At 64.0% G+C, this 21,939-nt stretch carries 29 protein-coding genes and 1 pseudogene; 16 read left to right on the forward strand and 14 right to left on the reverse strand.

Annotation, left to right across the window (positions count from 1 at the left end):
* Window positions 1–83 precede the first annotated feature (83 nt).
* Window positions 84–242 carry a hypothetical protein gene (locus EAV90_RS39515; protein WP_164936954.1) on the reverse strand — a complete coding sequence of 53 codons (159 nt, stop codon included), beginning with the start codon at window positions 240–242 and terminating at the stop codon, window positions 84–86.
* Between the two features lie 22 nt (window positions 243–264).
* Window positions 265–639: a PRC-barrel domain-containing protein gene (locus tag EAV90_RS15615; protein ID WP_129143901.1), complete on the reverse strand. Its 375-nt coding sequence runs from the start codon at window positions 637–639 to the stop codon at window positions 265–267.
* Window positions 640–785: 146 nt separating this feature from the next.
* Between EAV90_RS15615 and EAV90_RS15620 the strand changes: the two genes are divergently transcribed.
* From EAV90_RS15620 to EAV90_RS15650, 7 genes and pseudogenes are all read left to right on the forward strand, one after another.
* Window positions 786–2,573, forward strand: coding sequence for a thiamine pyrophosphate-requiring protein (locus EAV90_RS15620; protein ID WP_129143902.1), 1,788 nt, complete (start codon window positions 786–788; stop codon window positions 2,571–2,573).
* A gap of 8 nt (window positions 2,574–2,581) precedes the next feature.
* Window positions 2,582–2,809, forward strand: a complete 228-nt coding sequence (locus tag EAV90_RS15625) for a hypothetical protein (protein WP_027570944.1) — start codon at window positions 2,582–2,584, stop codon at window positions 2,807–2,809.
* Window positions 2,810–2,897: 88 nt separating this feature from the next.
* Window positions 2,898–3,449 (forward strand): DUF4142 domain-containing protein, encoded by a 552-nt coding sequence (locus EAV90_RS15630; protein WP_129143903.1) that lies wholly within the window; start codon window positions 2,898–2,900, stop codon window positions 3,447–3,449.
* A 41-nt stretch (window positions 3,450–3,490) separates the two neighbouring features.
* Window positions 3,491–3,708 (forward strand): annotated as a pseudogene (locus EAV90_RS15635) (SDR family oxidoreductase); the annotation flags it as partial.
* A gap of 76 nt (window positions 3,709–3,784) precedes the next feature.
* Complete coding sequence (locus EAV90_RS15640; protein ID WP_129143904.1) at window positions 3,785–4,372, forward strand: phosphatase PAP2 family protein; 588 nt, start codon at window positions 3,785–3,787, stop codon at window positions 4,370–4,372.
* Window positions 4,369–4,716 carry a DUF3147 family protein gene (locus EAV90_RS15645; RefSeq protein ID WP_129143933.1) on the forward strand — a complete coding sequence of 116 codons (348 nt, stop codon included), beginning with the start codon at window positions 4,369–4,371 and terminating at the stop codon, window positions 4,714–4,716. The genes EAV90_RS15640 and EAV90_RS15645 overlap by 4 nt, the downstream gene beginning before the upstream one ends.
* Window positions 4,716–5,201 (forward strand): hypothetical protein, encoded by a 486-nt coding sequence (locus tag EAV90_RS15650; RefSeq protein WP_122404721.1) that lies wholly within the window; start codon window positions 4,716–4,718, stop codon window positions 5,199–5,201. The genes EAV90_RS15645 and EAV90_RS15650 overlap by 1 nt, the downstream gene beginning before the upstream one ends.
* Here EAV90_RS15650 and EAV90_RS39520 read toward each other — a convergent pair.
* Window positions 5,198–5,365, reverse strand: coding sequence for a hypothetical protein (locus EAV90_RS39520; RefSeq protein WP_164936955.1), 168 nt, complete (start codon window positions 5,363–5,365; stop codon window positions 5,198–5,200). The genes EAV90_RS15650 and EAV90_RS39520 overlap by 4 nt on opposite strands.
* A 171-nt stretch (window positions 5,366–5,536) precedes the next feature.
* Here EAV90_RS39520 and EAV90_RS15655 point away from each other — a divergent pair, with 171 nt between their 5' ends.
* Window positions 5,537–5,779 carry a hypothetical protein gene (locus EAV90_RS15655; protein ID WP_160118869.1) on the forward strand — a complete coding sequence of 81 codons (243 nt, stop codon included), beginning with the start codon at window positions 5,537–5,539 and terminating at the stop codon, window positions 5,777–5,779.
* A 133-nt stretch (window positions 5,780–5,912) separates the two neighbouring features.
* Here the strand turns inward: EAV90_RS15655 and EAV90_RS15660 are convergent, their stop codons facing one another.
* From EAV90_RS15660 to EAV90_RS40580, 3 genes are all read right to left on the reverse strand, one after another.
* Window positions 5,913–6,116, reverse strand: coding sequence for a hypothetical protein (locus EAV90_RS15660; RefSeq protein ID WP_091892474.1), 204 nt, complete (start codon window positions 6,114–6,116; stop codon window positions 5,913–5,915).
* 70 nt (window positions 6,117–6,186) lie between these two features.
* Window positions 6,187–6,375 (reverse strand): hypothetical protein, encoded by a 189-nt coding sequence (locus EAV90_RS15665; protein WP_129143905.1) that lies wholly within the window; start codon window positions 6,373–6,375, stop codon window positions 6,187–6,189.
* Between the two features lie 46 nt (window positions 6,376–6,421).
* Window positions 6,422–6,619: a hypothetical protein gene (locus tag EAV90_RS40580; protein ID WP_122406813.1), complete on the reverse strand. Its 198-nt coding sequence runs from the start codon at window positions 6,617–6,619 to the stop codon at window positions 6,422–6,424.
* 93 nt (window positions 6,620–6,712) lie between these two features.
* On the opposite strand from EAV90_RS40580, the gene EAV90_RS15675 reads away from it, so the two are divergent.
* Window positions 6,713–7,225 carry a DUF4142 domain-containing protein gene (locus EAV90_RS15675; protein ID WP_129143906.1) on the forward strand — a complete coding sequence of 171 codons (513 nt, stop codon included), beginning with the start codon at window positions 6,713–6,715 and terminating at the stop codon, window positions 7,223–7,225.
* A 6-nt stretch (window positions 7,226–7,231) separates the two neighbouring features.
* Here the strand turns inward: EAV90_RS15675 and EAV90_RS15680 are convergent, their stop codons facing one another.
* Complete coding sequence (locus EAV90_RS15680; protein ID WP_122404725.1) at window positions 7,232–7,528, reverse strand: hypothetical protein; 297 nt, start codon at window positions 7,526–7,528, stop codon at window positions 7,232–7,234.
* Window positions 7,529–7,814: 286 nt separating this feature from the next.
* On the opposite strand from EAV90_RS15680, the gene EAV90_RS15685 reads away from it, so the two are divergent.
* Together EAV90_RS15685 and EAV90_RS15690 are read left to right on the forward strand one after the other, a co-directional pair.
* Entirely contained in the window at window positions 7,815–14,111 is a 6,297-nt protein-coding gene (locus EAV90_RS15685; protein ID WP_129143907.1) for a HAMP domain-containing protein, read from the forward strand.
* Window positions 14,112–14,124: 13 nt separating this feature from the next.
* Entirely contained in the window at window positions 14,125–15,612 is a 1,488-nt protein-coding gene (locus EAV90_RS15690) for an HWE histidine kinase domain-containing protein (protein ID WP_122404727.1), read from the forward strand.
* Here EAV90_RS15690 and EAV90_RS15695 read toward each other — a convergent pair.
* Window positions 15,609–15,830, reverse strand: a complete 222-nt coding sequence (locus EAV90_RS15695) for a hypothetical protein (protein WP_122404728.1) — start codon at window positions 15,828–15,830, stop codon at window positions 15,609–15,611. The genes EAV90_RS15690 and EAV90_RS15695 overlap by 4 nt on opposite strands.
* Before the next feature lie 141 nt (window positions 15,831–15,971).
* Between EAV90_RS15695 and EAV90_RS15700 the strand changes: the two genes are divergently transcribed.
* Both EAV90_RS15700 and EAV90_RS15705 read left to right on the forward strand, forming a co-directional pair.
* The gene (locus EAV90_RS15700; RefSeq protein ID WP_129143908.1) at window positions 15,972–16,229 is read left to right on the forward strand and encodes a hypothetical protein; all 258 of its coding nucleotides are present in this window, start codon (window positions 15,972–15,974) and stop codon (window positions 16,227–16,229) included.
* A 93-nt stretch (window positions 16,230–16,322) separates the two neighbouring features.
* Window positions 16,323–16,565, forward strand: a complete 243-nt coding sequence (locus EAV90_RS15705) for a hypothetical protein (protein ID WP_122404730.1) — start codon at window positions 16,323–16,325, stop codon at window positions 16,563–16,565.
* Between the two features lie 188 nt (window positions 16,566–16,753).
* Here EAV90_RS15705 and EAV90_RS15710 read toward each other — a convergent pair whose 3' ends face one another.
* Window positions 16,754–16,975, reverse strand: coding sequence for a hypothetical protein (locus tag EAV90_RS15710; protein ID WP_122404731.1), 222 nt, complete (start codon window positions 16,973–16,975; stop codon window positions 16,754–16,756).
* 125 nt (window positions 16,976–17,100) lie between these two features.
* Here EAV90_RS15710 and EAV90_RS15715 point away from each other — a divergent pair, with 125 nt between their 5' ends.
* Window positions 17,101–17,295 (forward strand): DUF3072 domain-containing protein, encoded by a 195-nt coding sequence (locus tag EAV90_RS15715; protein WP_122404732.1) that lies wholly within the window; start codon window positions 17,101–17,103, stop codon window positions 17,293–17,295.
* A gap of 88 nt (window positions 17,296–17,383) precedes the next feature.
* Complete coding sequence (locus EAV90_RS15720) at window positions 17,384–17,659, forward strand: DUF6496 domain-containing protein (RefSeq protein WP_122404733.1); 276 nt, start codon at window positions 17,384–17,386, stop codon at window positions 17,657–17,659.
* 12 nt (window positions 17,660–17,671) lie between these two features.
* On the opposite strand, the gene EAV90_RS15725 is transcribed toward EAV90_RS15720, so the two are convergent.
* Window positions 17,672–18,034 carry a hypothetical protein gene (locus EAV90_RS15725; protein WP_122406814.1) on the reverse strand — a complete coding sequence of 121 codons (363 nt, stop codon included), beginning with the start codon at window positions 18,032–18,034 and terminating at the stop codon, window positions 17,672–17,674.
* Between the two features lie 272 nt (window positions 18,035–18,306).
* Window positions 18,307–19,845 carry a Do family serine endopeptidase gene (locus tag EAV90_RS15730; protein WP_129143909.1) on the reverse strand — a complete coding sequence of 513 codons (1,539 nt, stop codon included), beginning with the start codon at window positions 19,843–19,845 and terminating at the stop codon, window positions 18,307–18,309.
* Window positions 19,846–20,045: 200 nt separating this feature from the next.
* Between EAV90_RS15730 and EAV90_RS15735 the strand changes: the two genes are divergently transcribed.
* Entirely contained in the window at window positions 20,046–20,882 is an 837-nt protein-coding gene (locus EAV90_RS15735) for a universal stress protein (protein ID WP_164936957.1), read from the forward strand.
* A gap of 19 nt (window positions 20,883–20,901) precedes the next feature.
* On the opposite strand, the gene EAV90_RS15740 is transcribed toward EAV90_RS15735, so the two are convergent.
* The 3 genes from EAV90_RS15740 to EAV90_RS40590 are packed head-to-tail and all read right to left on the reverse strand — an operon-like array spanning window position 20,902 to window position 21,897.
* Window positions 20,902–21,114 (reverse strand): hypothetical protein, encoded by a 213-nt coding sequence (locus EAV90_RS15740; protein WP_122404736.1) that lies wholly within the window; start codon window positions 21,112–21,114, stop codon window positions 20,902–20,904.
* A 43-nt stretch (window positions 21,115–21,157) separates the two neighbouring features.
* A complete protein-coding gene (locus tag EAV90_RS40585; RefSeq protein ID WP_245509533.1) occupies window positions 21,158–21,532 on the reverse strand; it encodes a diguanylate cyclase domain-containing protein in 375 nt (124 codons plus the stop codon).
* On the reverse strand, window positions 21,502–21,897 hold the full coding sequence (locus EAV90_RS40590) for a PAS domain-containing protein (protein WP_430644731.1): 396 nt from the start codon (window positions 21,895–21,897) through the stop codon (window positions 21,502–21,504). Before EAV90_RS40590 ends, EAV90_RS40585 begins: the two co-directional genes overlap by 31 nt.
* Window positions 21,898–21,939 lie beyond the last annotated feature (42 nt).

The raw sequence follows: 21,939 nt of genomic DNA on the forward strand, positions 1-21,939 counted from the left end.
CATTCGTGATTGCACCGCTCAAAACACAAGCGCGGCACTCTCCGCGCCGCGCTTGCCTGAAGTGTCAATGTGGCGCACTCGGCTCAGTGCGTCTTGGTCTTGTGCCACTTCTCGAGATCGGGCTTCACATCGTCGGAGCCCTGCTCCTTCTCGGGATTGCCCTTCCAGGGCTTGTCCGTCTGCCGGTGCGAGCCCCAGTCGTTCTGCTGCCGGGGATCGTCATTGGGCCGTTCCTTGCTCATCGATCTCCCTTTCCCTCAAATCTCAAACGAAGGGAACGCCGTAGTAGGAGTTGATGCCGCGTACCGCGGCGTCGTCACTCCAGTTCCAATCGCTTCGCGCGCCGTATTTCGGCGCCCCCTCCAACTCCTTGGTGGTGATGCCGGTGACATAACCGCCAAGCTCGGTGTCGTATTTCAACGACTGCCAAGGCAATGGGTAATGGTCGTTGCCGAGTCCCAGGAATCCACCAAAGCCGAGCACGGCGTATGACACCTGGCCACTGATCTTGTCGATCATCACGCGTTCGATTGAACCGATCCGGTTGCGATCGGCGCCATAGACCGATGTTCCCTCGACCTTGTCGCTGCCGATCAAACGGCCCGTCTCACTGCGCTCCAGTTCGTTTTGTTTCAGCATCGAAAATTCTCCACTCAGCCACGTGCAAAACCAACCGGAGAGGCACGCGATCGTTCCGGTGCATGTTCCCTAAGCGGGTCAGGAACATCGCACGAAACGAGCGGTTCTCTGAGTTTCATGCACCCGCGAACCAAGGGCCACACGCAATGTCCCAGACCGTCTCCGACTTCATCGTCCAGCGTCTGCATCAATGGGGCGTACGCCACATCTTTGGCTATCCCGGCGACGGCATCAACGGCGTGTTCGGTGCAATGAACCGGGCCGAAGGCAGGATCGGGTTCGTGCAGGCGCGGCATGAGGAGATGGCGGCATTCATGGCGACCGCTTACGCAAAGTTCTCGGGCGAGCTCGGCGTCTGCATTGCGACCTCCGGCCCCGGCGCCTCCCATCTCGTCACCGGGCTCTACGATGCGCTGCTCGATCACCAGCCGGTGCTGGCGATTGTCGGCCAGCAGTCGCGCAACGCCCTCGGCGGGCACTATCAGCAGGAACTCGATCTTCTCTCGATGTTCAAGGACGTCGCCGGTGCGTACGTCATGCAGGCATCCTCGCCCGCGCAAGTGCGACACCTGATCGATCGTGCGGTGCGCATTGCGCTGGCGCGGCGGACCCCGACCGTGATCATCCTGCCCAACGACCTGCAGGAAGAGGCTTACGAGAATCCACCCCGCGCACACGGCACGCTGCATTCCGGCATCGGCTATAGCGCACCCAGCATCACGCCGCATGAGGCGGATCTCGACCGCGCCGCGCAGGTGCTCAACTCCGGCAAGAAGGTCGCGATGCTCGTCGGCGCGGGCGCGCTTCACGCGACCGACGAAGTCATCGCGGTCGCCGACCGGCTGTCGGCCGGCTGCGCCAAGGCACTGCTCGGCAAGGCCGCGCTGCCCGACGACCTGCCATGGGTCACCGGCTCGATCGGCCTGCTCGGCACCGAGCCCAGCTACAACATGATGATGGAATGCGATACGCTGCTGATGGTGGGCTCGGCCTTTCCTTACGCCGAATTCCTGCCCAAGGAAGGAGCGGCGCGCGGCGTGCAGATCGACATCGATGCCAGCATGATGTCGATCCGCTTTCCCATGGAGGTCGGCCTCGTCGGAGACGCCGCCGAGACGCTGCGCGCATTGTTGCCGCGACTCCAGCCCAAAGCCGACGACGGCTGGCGCAGAGCTATCGAAGAGGACGTTGCGAGATGGTGGAAGACCTTGGGTGACCGCGCGCATCAGCACGCGGCGCCGGTCAATCCACAGCTCGTCGCCTGGGAATTGTCGCCCCGCCTGCCCGACCACGCCATCATCACCAGCGATTCCGGCTCCTGCGCCAACTGGTTCGCACGGGACCTCAAGATGCGGCGCGGCATGGCGGCCTCGCTCTCCGGCGGCCTCGCCTCGATGGGCGCTGCGGTGCCTTACGCGCTCGCGGCCAAATACGCCCGTCCGGATCGTCCCGTGATTGCACTCGTCGGCGACGGCGCCATGCAGATGAACAACATGGCCGAGCTGATCACCGCTGCCAAGTACTGGCGCGATTGGAAGGACCCGCGCTTCATCGTCTGCGTCTTCAACAACGAGGACCTCAATCAGGTCACTTGGGAGCAGCGCATCATCAACGGTGATCCCAAGTTCGAGGCTTCGCAGCGCATTCCTGACGTCTCCTATTCGCGCTTCGCCGATCTGATCGGCCTGCGCGGCATCTTCGTCGATAGCCCACAGCTGCTCGGCTCAGCCTGGGAGCAAGCGCTGTCGAGCGAGATCCCCGTCGTGCTGGAAGTGAAAACCGATCCCGAGGTGCCGCCGCTGCCGCCGCATATCACGCTCCAGCAAGCAAGGAATTTTTCACTCGCCCTGATGAAGGGCGATCCGAACGAAAGCGGGATGATCAAGGGAGCAGCGCGGCAGGTGCTCGAATCGATCCTGCCGGGAAAGCAATGAGGCGAACCATGAGTGACTTCCGCGATATCCAGCACGGCGTCAACGACCCCGTCGACGGCGTCGACGTGAAGTGGCATTTCAACGACAACCGGACGCCGCATGAGCGGGCGCAGCGTCATGCCGACGTACGGGCCGACGCAACCGCCACGCCGGCCGAGCCGTTTCTGCCCGAGCGGCTTCGACGCAAGCCGACAGATCCCATCAATCCGCGGACCGGCCGGAATCCCACGGACTAGTCCGTTAGGAACCTCGGCCTTCGCGACGTGTTGATCGGCGCAACATGACGCGGCAAGTGGCCGCACGACCAATTGGAGGGATCGGATCATGAAACGAACCGCCGTTGCCGTTGCTTGCGTGCTTCTGGCAAGCCCCGCATTGGCCCAATCGCTGGGCGAGAAGACCGGCGTCAACTCGGCGTTCGGGGTCGCGCCGACCACAACCGACTTCGTCAAGGAGGTCGCCATCAGCGACATGTTCGAGATCGAGTCGAGCAAGCTCGCCGAGCAGAAGGGCAATGCGCAGGAGAAATCCTTCGCGCAGCAGATGGTGACCGATCACACCAAGACCAGCGGCGAGCTGAAGGGACTGGTCGGCAACGGCAAGGTCCAGGCGACGCTGCCGACGGCACTCGACAGCTCGCACCAAAGCAAGCTCGACAAGCTCAAAGGCGCGACCGGCAAGGATTTCAGCTCGGACTACAACTCCTACCAGGTCAGCGCCCATGAAGACGCCGTGTCGCTGTTCGAACGCTACGCCAAGGGCGGCGACAATGCTGCGCTGAAGGATTGGGCCGGCAAGACCCTGCCGGCACTCAAGCACCATCTCGACATGGCCAAGGAGCTCGGCAAGGCGCCGAGCGTCGGTCAATCCAAATAGGCTCCTCAGTCGCTATCCAACGAGGACGCCGGCCCGGCCGGCGTCCTTCGTCGTGCGAGACCAGCTACAAGGGCTCCAGCTGCCGGCCGCAAGGCGCTGATCACCGGCGGGGATTTCGGGCATGGGCCGCGCCGCCGCGATCGCCTATGCGCGCGAAGGCGCCCATGTCGGCATCAACTATCTGCCGGCTGAGGAGCCGGATGCGCAGGAGGTGATCGCGTTGATCAGAAGGACAGGACGCACCGGTGGGCCGATGCCCGCGGTCGGAACTCAGGAACCTTCTTTATCTACGGGCTTTACAAAATCGTCATGGAGGACATCTCGCCGGCGGACCGATGGCGCTCGTAACAGTCAAACCCACCCGGATCGATACGGCGGTCGCGAACGAGATCGCACAGAACACCAATTCAGACCTCGAGCACGCCGCCCAAGCAATGACCTGGGGCGCCGACGAGCACGTGCTGGTCGCGCTCGCTGCGGCGGGATGGCTCTACACCCGCCTCCGGCATCCGCAGCAGCGTCCCGTTGCCGATCACGTCCTGATGGTTTCGCTGGTGACGGCCGTATTACCGCATGTCTTGAAAACCTTGTTCGATCAGACGAGGCCGGACCGGCTGACGGTGAGCGGCCACTGGCGCGGTGTTCCTTATTCGGGGCGTCCCCGCGACGCGTTTCCCTCAGGTCACGCTGTGCATATGGGTGCCCTTGCCTCAGCCGCCGGCCTGTTGCCTCCGGCCTCCCGCCGCTTGGCACGTTCGCTGGCCGTAGCGCTGTCGTTGACGCGCGTGGCGCTGCTCGCGCACTGGACCAGCGACGTGGTGGCAGGATTCACGCTCGGCATCGTCGTGGAGCGACTGTTCAGGCCGTTCACGCTGGCGAAGTCACGGCAGCAGCCGTCCGAAGCCTCGCGGGGACGGCCATGACGGAATATCTCGTGCGCTTCGTTGCCGGCGGTCTGATCGTATCCGTCTTCGCAATCTTCGGCGACATGCTGCGGCCAAAAAGCTTTGCCGGGCTGCTCGGCGCGGCGCCGTCGGTCGCGCTGGCCACCCTCGGCATCGCCGTGGTCCAGCACGGCCCGCAATATGCCGCCGCCGAGAGCTGGACGATGATCTATGGCGCCATCGCGCTCGCCTGCTACAGCCTCGTCGTCTGCCACCTGTTGATGAGGTTCCGTCTCGGCGCGCTCCCCGCCACGATCCTCGCTTTCGTCGTATGGCTCGTGGTCGCCTTCGGTCTGCTCGCCGGCTTGGGAGGTGCCGCCTGATGCTGGTTAAGCTGTCGTCATCGGCGCTGAAAGAGACGCGATGGTACGAATACGCCATTCGCTTCGTGCTCGGCGGCTGCGCGACGGTGCTCGCCGGAGCCATCGGCTCGCAATTCGGTGTTTCTGTCGGCGGGCTCTTTCTTGCACTTCCGGCAATCTTCTGTGCCAGCGCGACGCTGATCGAAAGCCACGAGCGTCACGCCAAGGAGAAGGCCGGCCTGAGCGGACGGCGCCGCGGACAGAAGGCCGCGGCGCTCGATGCCGCAGGTGCGGCGCTCGGCAGCATCGGCCTCGCGGCGTTCGCCGCCATCTTCCATGCCACCGTCGGCGCAAGCATCGCATTCGCTTTCATTGCGGCGTTGGGGGTTTGGGCAAGCGTTTCCGTGTCGGCTTGGTGGGTCAGGCGTAAGCTTCGTGTCACGCGCAGGTCGCACCGACCAGCCCGCTCACCATCGGCAAAGCGCTCTCGCTTCGTGAAGCCTTAGCTCGCTTTCGGCTCCTTCGAACTCTGCGATTGCGGCGGCTGGAGCCCCGGGCTGTTGGCCCAGCGCTCGACCTGATCGATGACCTTCTGATGGCTTGGCCGCACCGGCTCGGATGCTTCGGGCTCTTCGGAAAGCTTGCGAGGTAGCCTGACTTCATCCGTCATGGCCTCTCTCCCTTTTGGGAAGAATGCGGTATGGCAAAATAGGTTTCAAACACAACTCATTGATTTGCAACGCATTTCTACTCAGTTGGAGACATTTCTGGCTCTAGAGGAACCCCCTCCAAGTTGGTTCGTTGAGTAAACTACTCAACCTACTCAATTTGCGTGATCGCCATGAACGACCTTCGCGCCGAGCGCCTTCAGGTCATGCTATCGCCGGAAGAGTTGGCCGCCATCGACGATTTCCGGTTCAAACACCGCATGCCGACGCGGGCGGCAGCGGTCCGCGAACTCCTCAAGTTCGGACTGGCCGCTGCGGGCGTTGATGCCGCCGCCGGTGTGAAGTCAAGCAGCTTCGGCGTGTTCGGCCGCGGGCCTGACGGACATACTCAGGGGGATCCAGAGAGCGGCAGCTGACTCGGTCCATAAGCAAACGGCCCCGGCACGGGAGTGCCAGGACCGTCCTTGGAGATTGCTTCCGGCGCACCGGGGGCATGACAACCGGAAGCAATCCGTCGACTCTTCCCGCGGGAATTCGTTCCGGTGGGAACTAGCCTGTCGCGTCGCTGGAGCCGTCCGGCATCACGCCGGATCCTGGCGTCTTGCTATCGTCGTTCAGCTTGGGATCGCGCGTCGCTTCACGCGAGGGCGAACCTTTCGGATCCGTCTTGTGCACGGACTGTGCACGCCGCTTGTCACGCGGCTGCTCCTCCGCACGCTTGTCCTTGACGATGCCATGGTCGGAATGGGCCATGATGGGCTCTCGCTTCTCCTGGTGTCTCAGAGCGCTTACGCACTGCGGCGTCGAATGTTCCGATACAAAATTAGCTGCGCGTCGCGTGAACGGTAGTGGATGCGTTCTCGAGATGCACCTGCCGTAGCGTCGTCACCGTCGCGAAGGCGACCGAGACGCCAAAGGCGAGAATGAGGGAAAGAAGAGCCAGACGTGGAGCCATCGTCAAAACCTCCTTCTGAAAACTGGAAATCGACGCGATCGACAGTTCCCGGATCATCCCAAATCAGTTGCTTGCCTTCCGTGAGCGATCTCACATGCAGATTTCACACGTCTTGCTTCGGAGCAGCAGTGTGGAGCGGAAGGGGCGGAATCTCGCCGTCGAGCCAATCCTGCTCGTTCGCGAGCGCCGTCCAGGCCTCGGCCATGCGCGAATAGCGCTTATGGGCGGGCTTCCCCTCGGCTCGCTCGGCAAGCTGAAGACAGTTATCGGCGTTATCCCTGAAGATGTCAGACTGTTTCATGTGAACGACGTGGGGACGGAACTCTCGCATCGCAACCCGGTTACCGGATCGTAATACTCAGGGAACTCGGCGCGCCGCTCGTCATTAACATCGATGCGAGTCGTTACCGCGATCATCCTTGCATTCATCAGCACCGCGGCACTTGGCGACAGTACCGGCGAGCGAAAGCCTGGCGAACGGCAGCCGACCGCCGTCGAGGTTATCAGCGGCGTCTACAATTTCAGCCGATTTCAACAGGGTCTGCTTGAGAACACCGACCTCAAGGGCAATGCGGAGGTCAAGAATCTCGCCGCCCTGCGCGCCGAGGAAGCGGCCAAGCGCGACAAGAGTCTGAAGGAGATCCAGGAGGCAATCGGCGCGGAGCCGCACATCGGCAGGGCGACATCCTCGACCGCGAGCCTCGTCGAGCCCGAAATGTCGGATGGTCCAACCTACGTCAGAAGCTTCTATGCCGCGCAGATTCCCGAGTACGAATCGATCATCAGCCTGCTTGAACGCTATCTGAAGGCGCCCGACAATGCGGCGCTCGCAGCGTTCGCGCGCGAACAGCTCCCGATGCTGCGTTCGCAGGTCAGGGACGCGGAGCGCACCATGGCGGACAAATAGCCGCCGCTACTTGTCGTTCGGATGATGTTGCTGGCTCTGCTGTCGCACGGTGCGGTCGCTCTCGGGCATCTTGTCCAAACCCGCATCGCCATTGTCGTCCTTGCCGCCCGAAGATGACGTGCCGCTGCCGCTCGGATTCGACCGGCCGGCCGTCCCGGTGGTCGGCGTTTCCGCCCGCGGGTTGGCGGAGCTTGCGGCGGGGTCGCCGGTCGCGGCTCCGCGCCCGCTGGGCGCACCGCCCTGCGCCAAAGCCGATCCCGCGGCAAACACGATGACAGCGATGGCGGCAAATCCTGCTTTCATTTCTGTTCTCCTGGTCGTTGTGAGCTAACCGTGGGGCGCGGCGCTCCGTTCCGAACAGGGAATGCCGAATGGTCCAGCAGAGCGACGGGCGCCCGACGCATTTTCCTTCCAAGTGGTGTGGAACCAATTCGGATGATCATCGTTATCTTGGCCGGGCTGAGCAAAGCGGGTTCCATTTCCTAGCGCCGCACCTTGGTGCTTGATTTCGAATTTGGCTGACGCTCTATTTTCATTTCGACCAGACGCGTCTTGCCGCGGATTCGGCCGACGCCTGCGGGGGAATCATATGAGCGACCTCGATCCCGGAACTGCATCACGCTCCGGTCGTCGCGTCCCAAAGCCAAGAACCAACGGTACGTCGGAGCCGGATTCCCGGGCGGAGCTGTTGCTCGCCTTGCAGGCGATGCGCAGCGGTGACTTTTCGGTGCGGATGAGCGGCGACTATCTCGGCATCGACGGCAAGATTGCCGACACTCTCAACGAAATCATCGCCGCCAACCAGCGCATGGCGCAGCAGCTCGAGCTGGTCGGCCAGGTGGTGGGGCGCGAAGGCAAGACCCGCCAGCGCGTGAAGTTCGGCCTCGCCTCAGGCTCGTGGGCCGACATGGAAGGTTCGGTCAACACGCTGATCGACGACCTCTTGTGGCCAACGCGCGAGGTGACTCGCGCGGTCGCCGCCGTCGCACAAGGTGACCTACTCCAGACCGTCAAGCTCGACGTCGATGGCCGTCCGCTCGGCGGCGAGTTTTTGCAGTCGGCGACCATCGTCAACACCATGATCAAGCAGCTCGGCGTGTTCACCTCCGAGGTGACGCGCGTCGCGCGCGAGGTCGGCACCGAGGGCAAGCTCGGCGGTCAGGCCCAGGTGCCCGAGGTGACCGGCGTCTGGAAGGACCTGACCGAAAGCGTCAACTCGATGGCGAACAACCTGACCAACCAGGTTCGCAACATCGCCGAGGTGACGATTGCGGTCGCGAACGGCGACCTTTCCAAGAAGATCACGGTCGACGTCCGCGGCGAGATCCTTCAGCTCAAGGAAGCCATCAACACGATGGTGGACCAGCTCCGCTCGTTCGCCTCCGAAGTGACGCGCGTGGCGCGTGAGGTCGGCACCGACGGCAAGCTCGGCGGCCAGGCGATCGTGCCCGGCGTCGCCGGCACATGGAAGGACCTCACCGACTCCGTCAACGCGATGTGCGGCAATCTGACCGCGCAGGTGCGCAACATCGCCAACGTCACCACCGCCGTGGCGCGCGGCGACCTGTCACGCAAGATCACGGTGGATGTGCGCGGCGAGATCCTGGAGCTGAAGGACACCATCAACACGATGGTGGACCAGCTCAACTCGTTCGCCTCGGAAGTGACGCGCGTGGCGCGCGAGGTCGGCACTGAAGGCAAGCTCGGCGGCCAGGCCCAGGTGCCGGGCGTCGCCGGCACCTGGAAGGACCTCACCGACAACGTCAATTTCATGGCCTCGAACCTGACCGCGCAGGTCCGCAACATCGCCGACGTCGCCACCGCCATCGCAAGCGGCGACCTCTCGAAGAAGATCACGGTGAACGTGTCGGGCGAGATCCTTCAGCTGAAGGAGACGCTCAACACCATGGTCGACCAGCTCAACGCCTTCGCCGGCGAAGTGACGCGCGTCGCCCGCGAGGTCGGTACCGAGGGCCGGCTCGGCGGCCAGGCCAACGTGCTCGGCGTTGCCGGCACCTGGAAGGACCTGACCGAGAGCGTCAACTCGATGGCCTCGAACCTGACCGCGCAGGTCCGCAACATCGCGGAGGTGACGACGGCGGTCGCCGGCGGCGACCTGTCGAAGAAGATCACCGTGGACGTGCGCGGCGAAATTCTGGAGCTGAAAGACACCATCAACACCATGGTGGACCAGCTCAACGCCTTCGCCGGCGAAGTCACGCGCGTCGCCCGCGAGGTCGGCACCGAAGGCAAGCTCGGCGGCCAGGCCGTCGTGCGCGGCGTCGGCGGCACCTGGAAGGACCTCACCGACAGCGTCAACTCGATGGCCTCCAACCTGACCGGTCAGGTCCGCAACATTGCCGAGGTCGCGACGGCGGTGGCGAAGGGCGACTTGTCCAAGAAGATCACGGTGAACGTGTCGGGCGAGATCCTTCAGCTGAAGGAAACGCTCAACACCATGGTCGACCAGCTCAACGCCTTCGCCGGCGAAGTCACGCGCGTCGCCCGCGAGGTCGGCACCGACGGCAAGCTCGGCGGCCAGGCCGACGTGCCCGGCGTCGCCGGCACATGGAAGGATTTGACCGACTCCGTGAACTCGATGGCGGGCAATCTGACCGCCCAGGTGCGCAACATCGCCGAAGTCGCGACCGCGATCGCCGGTGGTGACCTGTCCCGCAAGATCACTGTGGACGTGCGCGGCGAGATCCTTCAGCTCAAGGACACGCTGAACACGATGGTCGACCAGCTCAACCGCTTCGCGGGCGAGGTCACGCGTGTCGCGCGCGAGGTCGGCACCGAAGGCCGTCTCGGCGGTCAGGCCAACGTGCCCGGCGTCGCCGGCACATGGAAGGACCTCACCGACAGCGTGAACTCGATGGCGGGCAACCTCACCGCCCAGGTCCGCAACATCGCCGAAGTGACGACCGCCGTGGCGCGCGGCGACTTGTCCCGCAAGATCACCGTCGACGTGAAGGGGGAAATCCTCGAACTGAAGAACACCATCAACACAATGGTGGACCAGCTCAACGGCTTCGCCGGTGAAGTCACGCGTGTCGCCCGCGAGGTCGGCACCGAAGGCAAGCTCGGCGGTCAGGCCGAGGTGCCCGGCGTTGCCGGCACCTGGAAGGACCTCACCGACAACGTCAACTTCATGGCCTCCAACCTGACGGCCCAGGTCCGCAACATCGCCGAGGTCGCGACCGCCATCGCCGGCGGCGACCTCTCGAAGAAGATCACGGTGGACGTGCGCGGCGAGATCCTTCTCTTGAAGGACACGCTGAACACGATGGTCGAGCAGCTCCGCTCCTTCGCCGCCGAAGTCACGCGTGTCGCGCGCGAGGTCGGCACCGAGGGACGGCTCGGCGGTCAGGCCGTCGTGCCCGGCGTCGGCGGCACCTGGAAGGACCTCACCGACAACGTCAACCTCCTGGCTGCGAACCTCACCACGCAGGTCCGCAACATCGCCGAAGTGACCACGGCGGTCGCGCGCGGCGACCTCTCCCGCAAGATCACCGTCGACGTGAAGGGCGAGATCCTCGAGCTGAAGAACACCATCAACACCATGGTGGACCAGCTCAACGCCTTCGCCGGCGAAGTGACGCGCGTGGCCCGCGAGGTCGGCACCGAGGGCAAGCTGGGCGGCCAGGCACAGGTGCCCGGCGTCGCCGGCACATGGAAGGATCTCACCGACACCGTCAACTTCATGGCGGCGAACCTGACCGAGCAGGTGCGCGGCATCGTCAAGGTGGTGACCGCCGTCGCCAACGGCGACCTCAAGCAGAACCTCACTGTGAAATCGAAGGGCGAGGTCGCGGCGCTCGCCGAGACCATCAACAACATGACCGAGACGCTCGCGACCTTCGCCGATCAGGTGACGTCGGTGGCGCGCGAGGTCGGCGTCGAAGGCCGGCTCGGCGGCCAGGCCAACGTGCCCGGCGCAGCCGGCACCTGGAAGGATCTCACCGGCAACGTGAACCTTCTGGCGGCCAACCTCACCTCACAGGTGCGCGCCATCGCGGAAGTGGCCACCGCCGTGACCAAGGGCGACCTGACGCGCTCGATCCAGGTCGATGCCCGCGGCGAGGTCGCGGAGCTCAAGGACAACATCAACACGATGATCACCAACCTGCGGCTCACGACCGAGCTGAACACCGAGCAGGATTGGCTGAAGACGAACCTGGCGAAATTCACCAACATGCTCCAGGGCCAGCGCGACCTCACCACCGTCGGCCGTCTGCTGCTTACCGAATTGTCGCCGCTGGTGAACGCGCATACCGGCGTGATCTACCAGGTCGAGAACGAGAACAACCCGCAGCTCCTGCTGCTCGCCTCTTACGCCAGCGACGGCGTCTTTCCCTATCAACGCGTGCTGCAGTTCGGCGAGGGCCTGATCGGCCAGTGCGCGCTCGACAGGCGCCCGCGGGTCGTTGCGGACATTCCGACGGACGTGGTGCCGATCAATTCCGCATTGTTCCGTGTCGCCCCGAAGAACCTCGTCGTGCTGCCGGTTCTGTTCGAAGGCCAGGTCAAGGCCGTGATCGAGCTCGCCTCGCTCACCTCCTTCACGACCTCGCAAATGACGTTCCTGGAGCAGCTCACCGACTCCATCGGCATCGTGCTCAATTCGATCGAAGCGACGATGCAGACGGAAGGTCTGCTGAAGCAGTCGCAGCAGCTCGCCGGCGAGTTGCAGACCCAGCAGCGCGAATTGCAGCAGACCAACGACCAGCTCGAGCAGAAGGCGCAGCAGCTCGCCGAGCGCAATGTCGAGGTCGAACGCAAGAACCAGGAGATCGAGCAGGCCCGCCGCGCGCTCGAGGAGAAGGCGACCGAGCTCGCGCTGACCTCGAAATACAAGTCCGAATTCCTCGCCAATATGAGCCACGAGCTGCGCACACCGCTGAATTCGATCCTGATCCTCGGACAGCAGCTGAGCGACAACCCCGACGGCAACCTCTCTGCCAAACAGGTCGAATTCGCCCGCACCATCCATGGCGCCGGCACCGACCTGCTCAACCTCATCAGCGACATTCTCGATCTCTCCAAGATCGAGTCCGGCACGGTGACGGTCGACGCCGAGGAGATCCTGACCGCGAACCTGCTCGAGACCGTCGGCCGGCCGTTCCGGCACGAGGCAGACAACCGCAATCTGTCGTTCAAGATCGATGTCGATCCGAACCTGCCACGCAGCATCGTCACCGATTCCAAGCGCCTGCAGCAGGTCCTGAAGAACCTGCTCTCCAACGCCTTCAAGTTCACCGCCGAAGGCGAAGTGCGCCTGAAGGTCGCCGGCGCGGTCGGCGGCTGGGGGATCGACCACCCGGTGCTGAACTCCGCGCCGGCCGTGATCGCCTTCGAAGTGTCCGATACCGGCATCGGCATTCCCCTGGAGAAGCAGAAGCTGATCTTCGAGGCATTCCAGCAGGCGGACGCCGGCACCAGCCGAAAATATGGCGGCACCGGACTCGGGCTCGCGATCAGCCGCGAGCTCGCGAGCCTGCTCGGAGGCGAGATCCACCTGCGCAGCGCGCCGGGCAAGGGCTCGTCTTTCACGCTGTATCTGCCGTTGAAATATTCCGGCCCGACGCTCGCGTCGCGAGCCGCGCCGGCGTCACAGCAATACAGCCAGCCGCCGGCACTACAGCCGGCCGTGCCTGACCAGCAGCGCGTCATCGAGCAGCTTCCCGACGACCGGCTTAACCTCGAGCCTGGCGACACCATCCTCCTGATCGTCGAGGACGACCCGCATTATGCCCGTGTGCTGGTCGATCTGGCCCGTGACAAGGGCTTCAAGGTCTTGGTCGCTGCCCGGGGCGCCGAGGCCCTGGATCTGGCCAAGCAGTACCAGCCGACGGCCGTCTCGCTCGACGTGTTCCTGCCCGACATGCTCGGCTGGACCGTGCTGAGCCAGCTCAAGCACAATCCGCTCACCCGCCACATCCCCGTGCAGATCATTACGCTCGACGAGGACCGCCAGCATGCGCTGGCACGCGGCGCGTTCTCATTCGTCAACAAGCCGACGACCACCGAGGGCGTATCGGCCGCACTGACGCAGATCAAGGAATATGCGCGGCCGCGGCGCAAGCGGCTGCTGATAGTCGAGGACAACGAGGCCGAGCAGCTCTCGATCCGCGAGCTCCTGCACCACGACGACATCGAGATCCTGGCCGCGGATACCGGGGCCGGCGCGCTCTCGACGCTGCGCGAGCAGCCCTGCGATTGCGTGGTGCTCGACCTGCGGCTGCCCGACATGAGCGGATTCGAGGTGCTTGATCAGATCCGCAATGACGAGACGCTGTCGAACATTCCGGTCGTGGTGTTCACCGGACGCGAGCTGTCGGCGGAAGAGGATGCCGAGCTCCACACCATGGCACGCAGCATCGTGGTCAAGGGGGTGGAGTCGCCGGAACGCCTGCTCGACGAGACCGCGCTGTTCCTGCACCGCGTGATCACGGAACTGCCGATCGAGAAGCAGCGTATGCTGGAGAAGCTGAACAGTTCCGACGAGGACCTGATCGGCAAGACCGCACTGCTCGTCGACGACGACGCCCGCAACATCTTCGCCCTGTCGAGCGTGCTGGAACGACGCGGCATGAAGGTCCTGACGGCGACGACCGGCAGCGAGGCGGTAACACTGGTCGAATCCAATCCGGAGATCGCGATCGTGCTGATGGACATCATGATGCCGCAGATGGATGGCTATCAGACCATCGGCGTGATCCGCGAGAACCCGGCCTTCGCCCGTGTTCCGATCATCGCATTGACCGCCAAGGCGATGAAGGGCGACCGCGAGAAGTGCCTCGAAGCCGGCGCGTCCGACTACCTCGCCAAGCCCGTCAACACCGACCAATTGCTGCTTGCGATCCGCATGTGGCTGCACCGCTGAGTTGGATCCGCGAATGGACCACGAAAAGGTCAACATCCTCCTCGTCGACGATCAGCCCGCCAAGCTGCTCGCCTATGAGGTGATTCTGAAGGATCTCGGCGAGAACCTCGTGATCGCCTCCTCGGGGCGCGAGGCGCTGGAGGTTCTGCTCAAGACCGAGATCGCGGTGATCCTGGTCGACGTCTGCATGCCCGAGCTCGATGGCTTCGAGCTCGCCGCGATGATCCGCGAGCATCCGCGCTTCCAGAAGACCGCGATGATCTTCATCTCGGCCATCCAGGTCAGCGACATCGACCGGTTGCGCGGCTACGAGATGGGCGCGGTCGATTACGTCCCGGTACCGGTCGTGCCGGAAGTGCTGCGCGCCAAGATCAAGGTGTTTGCCGAGCTCTACCGCAAGACGCGCGAGCTCGAACGGCTGAATCATGAGCTGGAGGACCGCGTCCGCGCACGCACCGCGGAACTGGAGAGCTCCACCGCGAAGCTGCGCGAGAGTGAGCAGCGGCGCAGCATGGCGATCGCTGCCGGCAAGATGGGGTCCTGGGACTGGGACTGGATCAGCGGCGACTGGATGTGGGACGAGGGGCAATACCGCATCTTCGGCGTCAGCCCGGAGAGCTTCGAGGTCAATCCGGCCAACGTTCAGGCGCTGTTGCACCCCGATGACGTCGATCAATTGCGCAAAGCGATCGCCGAATTCAACAAGGGCACGCGCGCCTATGAAACAGAGTTCCGCATCGTGCGGCCCGACGGCGAGGTGCGCTGGTGCGTCGGCACGGCGGCCGCGACGGTCGACGAGAGCGGGCGCGTGGTGCGCGTCAGCGGCGTCACCGTCGACATCACAGAACGCAAGCGCGCCGAAGAGCGGCAGAACCTCCTCGCGCGGGAAGTCGATCACCGCGCCAAGAATGCGCTGGCGCTGGCGCAGTCGATCGTGCGCCTCACGCGGGCCGACGAGGTCAAGGCCTATGTCAACGCGGTGGAGGGGCGCATCAATGCACTGGCGCGCGTGCATACCATCCTGTCGCTGTCGAGTTGGCAGGGCGCTGAGCTCTCCAAGTTGATCGACGAGGAGCTTGCGCCCTATTCGCTCGGCGACCAGATCAGATTGGCAGGTCCCGAAGTTCAGTTGATGCCGGCAACGGCCCAGACGCTGGCACTCGCACTGCATGAGCTCTTCACCAACTCGGCAAAGTATGGCGCGCTCTCGACCCGATCGGGACGGCTCGCGATCGATTGGCAGGTCGAGGACGAACTGCTCACGCTGTGTTGGGAGGAGTCGGGCGGTCCGCTGGTCATGACACCGAAATCGCGCGGCTTCGGCACGCGGAGCCTGCTTGCGAGCATCGAGTCCCAGCTTGGCGGACAGGCGCAGTTCGATTGGCGAGCCGAAGGCCTGTTGTGCCGCCTGGAGGTGCCGTTGACACGCAAGACGGCGACCAGCGCACCCGGCAAATTCGATACCGCTGGCTCCGCCGAATTGCAGCGCGCATCCGGCTAACCGGACGCTGCGCTCGTCACCCGCCGGGCCATCCGCGGTTCGCGCGCGACCCGTCCTTCCAGCCAGGCCTCCGTTCGGGCGAGATCGCGCAACGCCCTGGCGTAGCGGCGTGCCGCATTTCGCTCTGCTCCGCGCGGCAGCCTGCGGGCTTTGCGCAAGATGTCCACGGCCGCGCTACGATAGGCCAGCGAGCGGTAAAGAAAGACTACCTTACCCATATCGATATTCCCGTTTTGATGACACCCATCCTCGCAAGCCCGGCATGAACGTCGGATGAAGCGAGTGACGACAAATTCGTTCGATCTGGTGGAACCCGGCAATTGCGCGTGCGTTGGCATGCCAGTTCGGGATTCAGTCCCATGCGCACCAAGAAGTCGTCTGAGCTGATCTCTGCCAGCGGCCTTATCAAGCTGATGACGCATGCGATGATGGGCGCAGCCCTCGGCCTCATCTTCAGCCTCGCGCTCGTCCTGTCCAATCGGGCCGTGGCCAACCTGCTCAATAACGGCGGAAGCCAAGCCGTTGTGGTCTTCGTCCTCACCTTGGTGACGACGTTCGCGATCGGCGCAACGCTCACTGGCGTCGTGTTCATCCTCGCAGAGGACAAGCAATCTTGAAGCGTGCGTGACGCGTGGAAATGCTTTGTTGGGAACTCCTGCGGCGAATAGCGGTTGGCTGCCTGCGTCAATTCAACTCAGGGAGTTTCCCGCATGAAGACGACCAAGCTCGCTCTCGCCGTAATGTTGGCAACCGGCCTAGCCGCCGCGCCGTTCGCCGCCCAGGCGAAGTCGCATAAGGCCAAGCACGGATCCTCGATGTCATCGTCGCAGACCACCGGCGCCAATACCAAGTCTACCCGGGGCGCGGATCCTTCCGGCCAAGGCGGCTCTGGTCCCGGGTCCGATCAGGGCGGCACCATGACGAACAAAGGCGGCATGACCAACACCAAATAGGCGCTCCCCGTAATCCATGGAGGGCTCCGCCACTGCGGGGCCCTTGCTCGACGCTCCGAGCTGTCAGGATCCGGCATCCACGCGCTTCCGGCACCCGGGACGCACGCTCAACGCCATCGCGGTTCGACGGGCAGTTGCGAGATCCGGTATGGGTCCTGCTCTTCCTCCGCCATACGCTTCCAAAGATCTCAGCGGCGTCCGATTGCGTGGACGGGATTGCCGACTGGCTTCACGGGACGAAGGCGCACCCGGTCGCGGACATCGGGCAGAACGTCGCTGCCACCAGCCGCCCTCCATTCGTCGATCAGGAGGTTGATTTTCCGGCGCAGATCCATCTGCGCCAGGGCCCTTTCTGTGCAGTCGTGATCGCGCTCGACGAGGTCGCGCACCGACGCCTCGACGTCGGCCATCTCAAGCCTCAAGGCTCTGATTTTACGTCGAATTTCATTAATTCTGTTGTCCATGCCTTGTTAGAACAAAATAAGAACATATAGTCAAGTCACGATTTCTGGACGGAGGCGAGAGGAGGAGAGACATGCAGGTTCAAGGTCAATACGATGCCAGGGCTTTCCTGAGCGAGCAGATGACGCGAGCGCAGGGCCTCAGGCTGAAACGGCTGAGTGAAGAGGCCTATCAACCCGCCCAATACGCACGGGATCTGTCCTTTAGCGAGGCCGCACGGCGCATCCAGGCCCTCGAAGCGGAGATAGAGCTGGCGAATTCCTTCTAGGCAGCGGTTCGCGTTTGGAACATTGCATAGGCGCTCCCGGAACCATGGCCGTGCCGAATGGTTTTTCTTCGGCCAAGGGAGAACATGCATGGCACGCAAGGCAAAGAAACGCCGTTACTCACGCAGCGCCGGCGGCGATGTCGAAAGCGAGATGCGGCGCTACAAGAAGGGCACCGCGAAGAGCGGCCGTGGGGGACGCGGCGGCCGCGTGAAGAGCCGCAAGCAAGCGATCGCAATCGGACTGTCGAAGGCACGCAAGAAGGGCAAGAAGGTCCCGAAGAAGGCGTCGAAGCGCAAGAGCGCCAAGAAGACCTCCAGGACGTCGTCGAAGAAGTCGTCGAAGCGCAAATCCAGCAAGCGCTGACGCTGATCAGTCTCAGATCATGCTCCCCGGCATGAAGCAGCGGATCGAAATCCCGAACGCAGTCTTCACCGGCCACACCATGGTGCGGCCTGCACGGTTCGGCTCGGTGATGACGGCTTCGTCCGGCACCTCGATCCACTGTCCATCGAGACGCACCCGGTAACGCCCGTTGTGCGACTCCCAGTCTGGATCGGCAACGGCGACCCCATCCGCATCCGAGCAGCACGGACCCAGATGGCTGCGCAGGCTGTCGAACCAGGGCTTGAGGGGCGAGTCGGCGTAGCGGCCGTCGTCGCGCCCGAGCGCGTTTCCGTGCCAGAGCACCAATGGCGCCAGGAGCAGCGCACTCCTCAGCGAGAGCTTCAATCGATCCATGTCGGCACCGATCAAATGTGAACCACCGGCCAGTTCCACAAGGCGCCGGGAAGGTTCGAAGTTCCAGGCTTGCAACTGGGCCCCGCGGCTACGTCGCAGCAGAGCACAGAGGCACCGAGGAACTGTGACCAGTGAACACGGCTTTTTCGGACGCACCGGGTCATCGTCCCTGCCGTTAACGAGAATGTTATCGGGCCTTGGCGAGCTTGATTGCGTATGCGAAAGGCGGCCCGAGGGCCGCCTTTCTGGACTTGCGCCGGTCGAGCTTCGCCTTACGCGAGCGGCACCGCGACGAAGCGGGTGGCATCCGCGCTTCTGACCTGCAACAGAACGCTGCGCTTGCCCGACGCTTTGGCCTGCGCCAGCTCCGAACGCATCTCGCCGACATTGCTGACCGCCTTGCCGCCGACATTGAGGATGACGTCACCGGTCTGGATGCCGCGCTGCGCCGCCGGCCCTTGCGGGTCAACCTCGGTGACGACGAGGCCCTTCTGGCCGGCGCCCTGCACCTCGCCGGCTGGAGCCAGACCAAGCCCGAGGCGCGGCGTACCGGCGCTCGGCTGCATCTTGCCGTCATCGGCCTTGTTCGCGGCCTGCTGTTCGTTCGGCAGCTCGCCGAGCGTCAGGGTCACCGTTTTGCTGTCGCCCTTGCGGAAGATATCGAGCTTCACGGACGTGCCCGGCGCCAAGGTGGCGATGGTGCGGGCGAGATCGCGGGAGTCCTTGATCGTGGTGCCATTGACGGCGGTGATGACGTCGCCCGCTTCGATGCCGGCCTTGGCCGCCGGGCTGCCGTCCTGCGGATTGTCGACGATGGCGCCGCGCGCCTGCTTCAGGCCGAGGCTGTCGGCGATCTCGGCCGTCACCGGCTGCACCTGAACGCCGAGCCAGCCGCGCGTCACCGCGCCCTTCTCCTTCAACTGCGCGACGACGAGCTTGGCGGTCGAAGCCGGAATGTCAAAGCCGATACCGACCGAGCCGCCCGAGGGCGAGAAGATCGCAGTGTTCACGCCGATGACGTTGCCGTTCATGTCGAAAGCCGGCCCGCCGGAATTGCCCTTGTTGATGGGCGCATCGATCTGGATGAAGTCGTCATAGGGACCGTTGCCGATATCCCGGCCGCTGGCCGAGACGATGCCGGCGGTCACAGTGCCGCCAAGACCGAAGGGGTTGCCGACCGCGACCACCCAGTCGCCGATGCGCGGCTTCTGGTCGGAGAACTTGACGAACGGAAAGTCCTTCTTGCCGTCGACCTTGATCAGGGCAAGGTCGGTCTTCGGATCGGTGCCGACCACTTTTGCGGTGTAGATGGTGCCGTCATCGGTCGTCACCTGGACGGACTCGGCATGGTCGACGACGTGGTTGTTGGTCACGGCATAGCCGTCAGCGGAGATGAAGAAGCCGGAGCCTTCGCCGGTGATGACCTGGTGGCGGTGCGGCACGCCGTTCGTGCCACCCGGGAAGCGGAAGCCGAACTCCCGCGAGAACTGGTCGAACGGAGAAGCCTCGTCCTGGTCCATCCGGTTCTGCTGCAGCATCGCGCTCTTGTCGTTGTCCCGGTCGATCTTGACCCGCACCGAGATCACCGCGGGTTTGACCTTGCTGACCAGATCGCCGAAGCCCGGCGGTGTTGCGACGGCTTCCGCAGCTTGAGCCGGCGCAATGAAGGAGTTCATCCCGAACGGCGAAGTGCCTGGGGCAACTGACAGGGCGGCCACGCCGAGCGCGGCCACGGTGCCGAGCAGCACGAGCCGGCGCGGCCGCAAGATCTTGCGAGACGTGGTAATGTTGGAATTGATGCGATCGTTCATGTCGAAATGTCCATGTTGAGCTGGTGTCGCCTTGCCCTCAACATGGTCGTTGCTACCTTACGGCGTCCCGTCCACCCGATTAAATCTCGGCAAAGAATGGGGGAGCAGGCGCAGCAAGCAGCCGTTTGATGCAGCTCAACACGGGTCCTTCGCGCAGTGAAAAACTGCAACCACCGGATGATGTCCACTGGAGGCGCGCCATGTACAAAGACATTCTCGTCCACATTCCCACCGAACGTCCCATGCGTTCGGCGATCGACGGCTCGATCTCGCTCGCGGCGAAACTCAACGCGCATCTCGACGCGGTCGCGGTCGGCTATGTCGCAACCAGTGCAGCTTACGTGATGGAAGGCGGCGCCACGGTGGCGGCCGTGTTCGAACTGGAACGCGAGCGCGCCGTGGAGCGGGCCGAGGCCGCGCTCGCGGTGTTCAAGAGCGAGGCGGCGAACGCCGGCATCTCCTACGCCAGCCACGCACTCGGCTCGATCCCGGCGGATGCAGCCGGCTCGCTCGGCGAGATGGCGCGACTGCACGACCTCAGCGTCGTGCTTCAGCCTGATCCGACGCAAGGCTCGTTCGACAACGACATGCCACGCGAGATCCTGTTCCAGGCGGGCGGCCCGGTCCTGTTCCTACCCTACACCTTCCGTGGAGCCTTCAAGGCAAACCGGATCGGCATCTGCTGGGATGGCAGCCGCCTCGCTGCCCGCGCTGTGCGCGACGCAGCACCGTTCCTGGCGCGCGCCGCAGAGATCGTGATCATCACCATCAACGAGACCGAGGCCGCCTCCAACGAAGCGTCAGCGAACAGTCTGACAAAACATCTCCGCCGGCGCGGACTGTCGACCCGCACGGTCGCCCTCTCGGCAACGCGCGCCGACATTCAACCGACCATCCTGTCACTGGCGGCGGACGAGAGTCTCGATCTCCTGGTGATGGGCGGGTACGGCCACTCGCGGTTGCAGGAGCGCGTTCTCGGCGGCGTCACCCGCGCCATGCTGGATGCCATGACGGTCCCGACGCTGATGTCGCATTGAGCCGTGCCGGATGGCGCCATCACGCTGCGACGGGAGTTTCCCATGTCGTGGGCGCGGCGGCGTCCTTGTCGCGTTGCACATTGCAGGCGTCGAAATGCGCCTTCAGCTCGATTTCGGCGAGATGTTCGAAATGTTCGGCCCGGCCGAGCAGTTCCCAATTCTGGAGCGGCCGATAGGCCGCCTGCTGGCGACAGAGGGACGCCAGCGCCCGGTAGCGACGTACGTTCTCCATGAGACCCTCCCTCGCTTGCTAAGGGTTATTGCCCTGATTTGCGTCAGGTCGATGGCGGTTGTGCAAAAGATTTGCTGCGCCCCCGCACTTGAACTTGGTCGTCAGACCCAAGTTCCAAATAGCGCCGGCGGACGCCTGGAACCTCGAGCTTGATCTTGTCGAACGGGAACGACTGCAGAACGCGATGCCGACGCTGAGGCCTACGTTGGAGAGATAGTCGTCGACCTCCAGCTCCCTGGCCGATCGTCTCGACCAGGCGTTCAGCCAGCACCAGAACGTCCTCACGGCGCGCGTCCTCGGGCATCAAGACCATGAACTCGTCGCCGCCGATGCGGGCGACGAAGGCGCCTTCGGCTTCCGTGGCAAGTCGGTCAGCCGCCGCTCGCATCAGCAGGTCGCCGACGGGGTGACCGAACACGTCGTTGACCTCCTTGAAGCGGTCGAGATCGAGGCTCTGGTCGCCGCCTCCCCCGCCCGCTTCAACCGCTCGGCGAGCGCCGCATTGGAGGCGCTGCGGTTCGGCAGGTCAGCCAGCACGTCATGATGCGCGAGATGGCTGATGCGCTGCCGGGTGGTGACGCGCTCCGTGACGTCCTCGATCACGCCAACCAAGTATTGCGGATTCCCGTCGCCATCCGCGATCAGCATTTTGCGTGAATTGACGACGCGGTCGCGGCCTTCGCCGACTTCGAGCAGATGCTCCTCGAGGAACATCGGCATGCCGCTCGCGATAACCCGGCGGTCCTGCTCGGTGACCATGCGGGCCACGTCCGCCGGAAAGATTTCCTCAGAGCAGAGCGGCGCTGAGGCCGCGTGTCATCCGTA

It is taken from the genome of Bradyrhizobium vignae (assembly GCF_004114425.1).
GTDB classification, from domain to species: domain Bacteria; phylum Pseudomonadota; class Alphaproteobacteria; order Rhizobiales; family Xanthobacteraceae; genus Bradyrhizobium; species Bradyrhizobium vignae.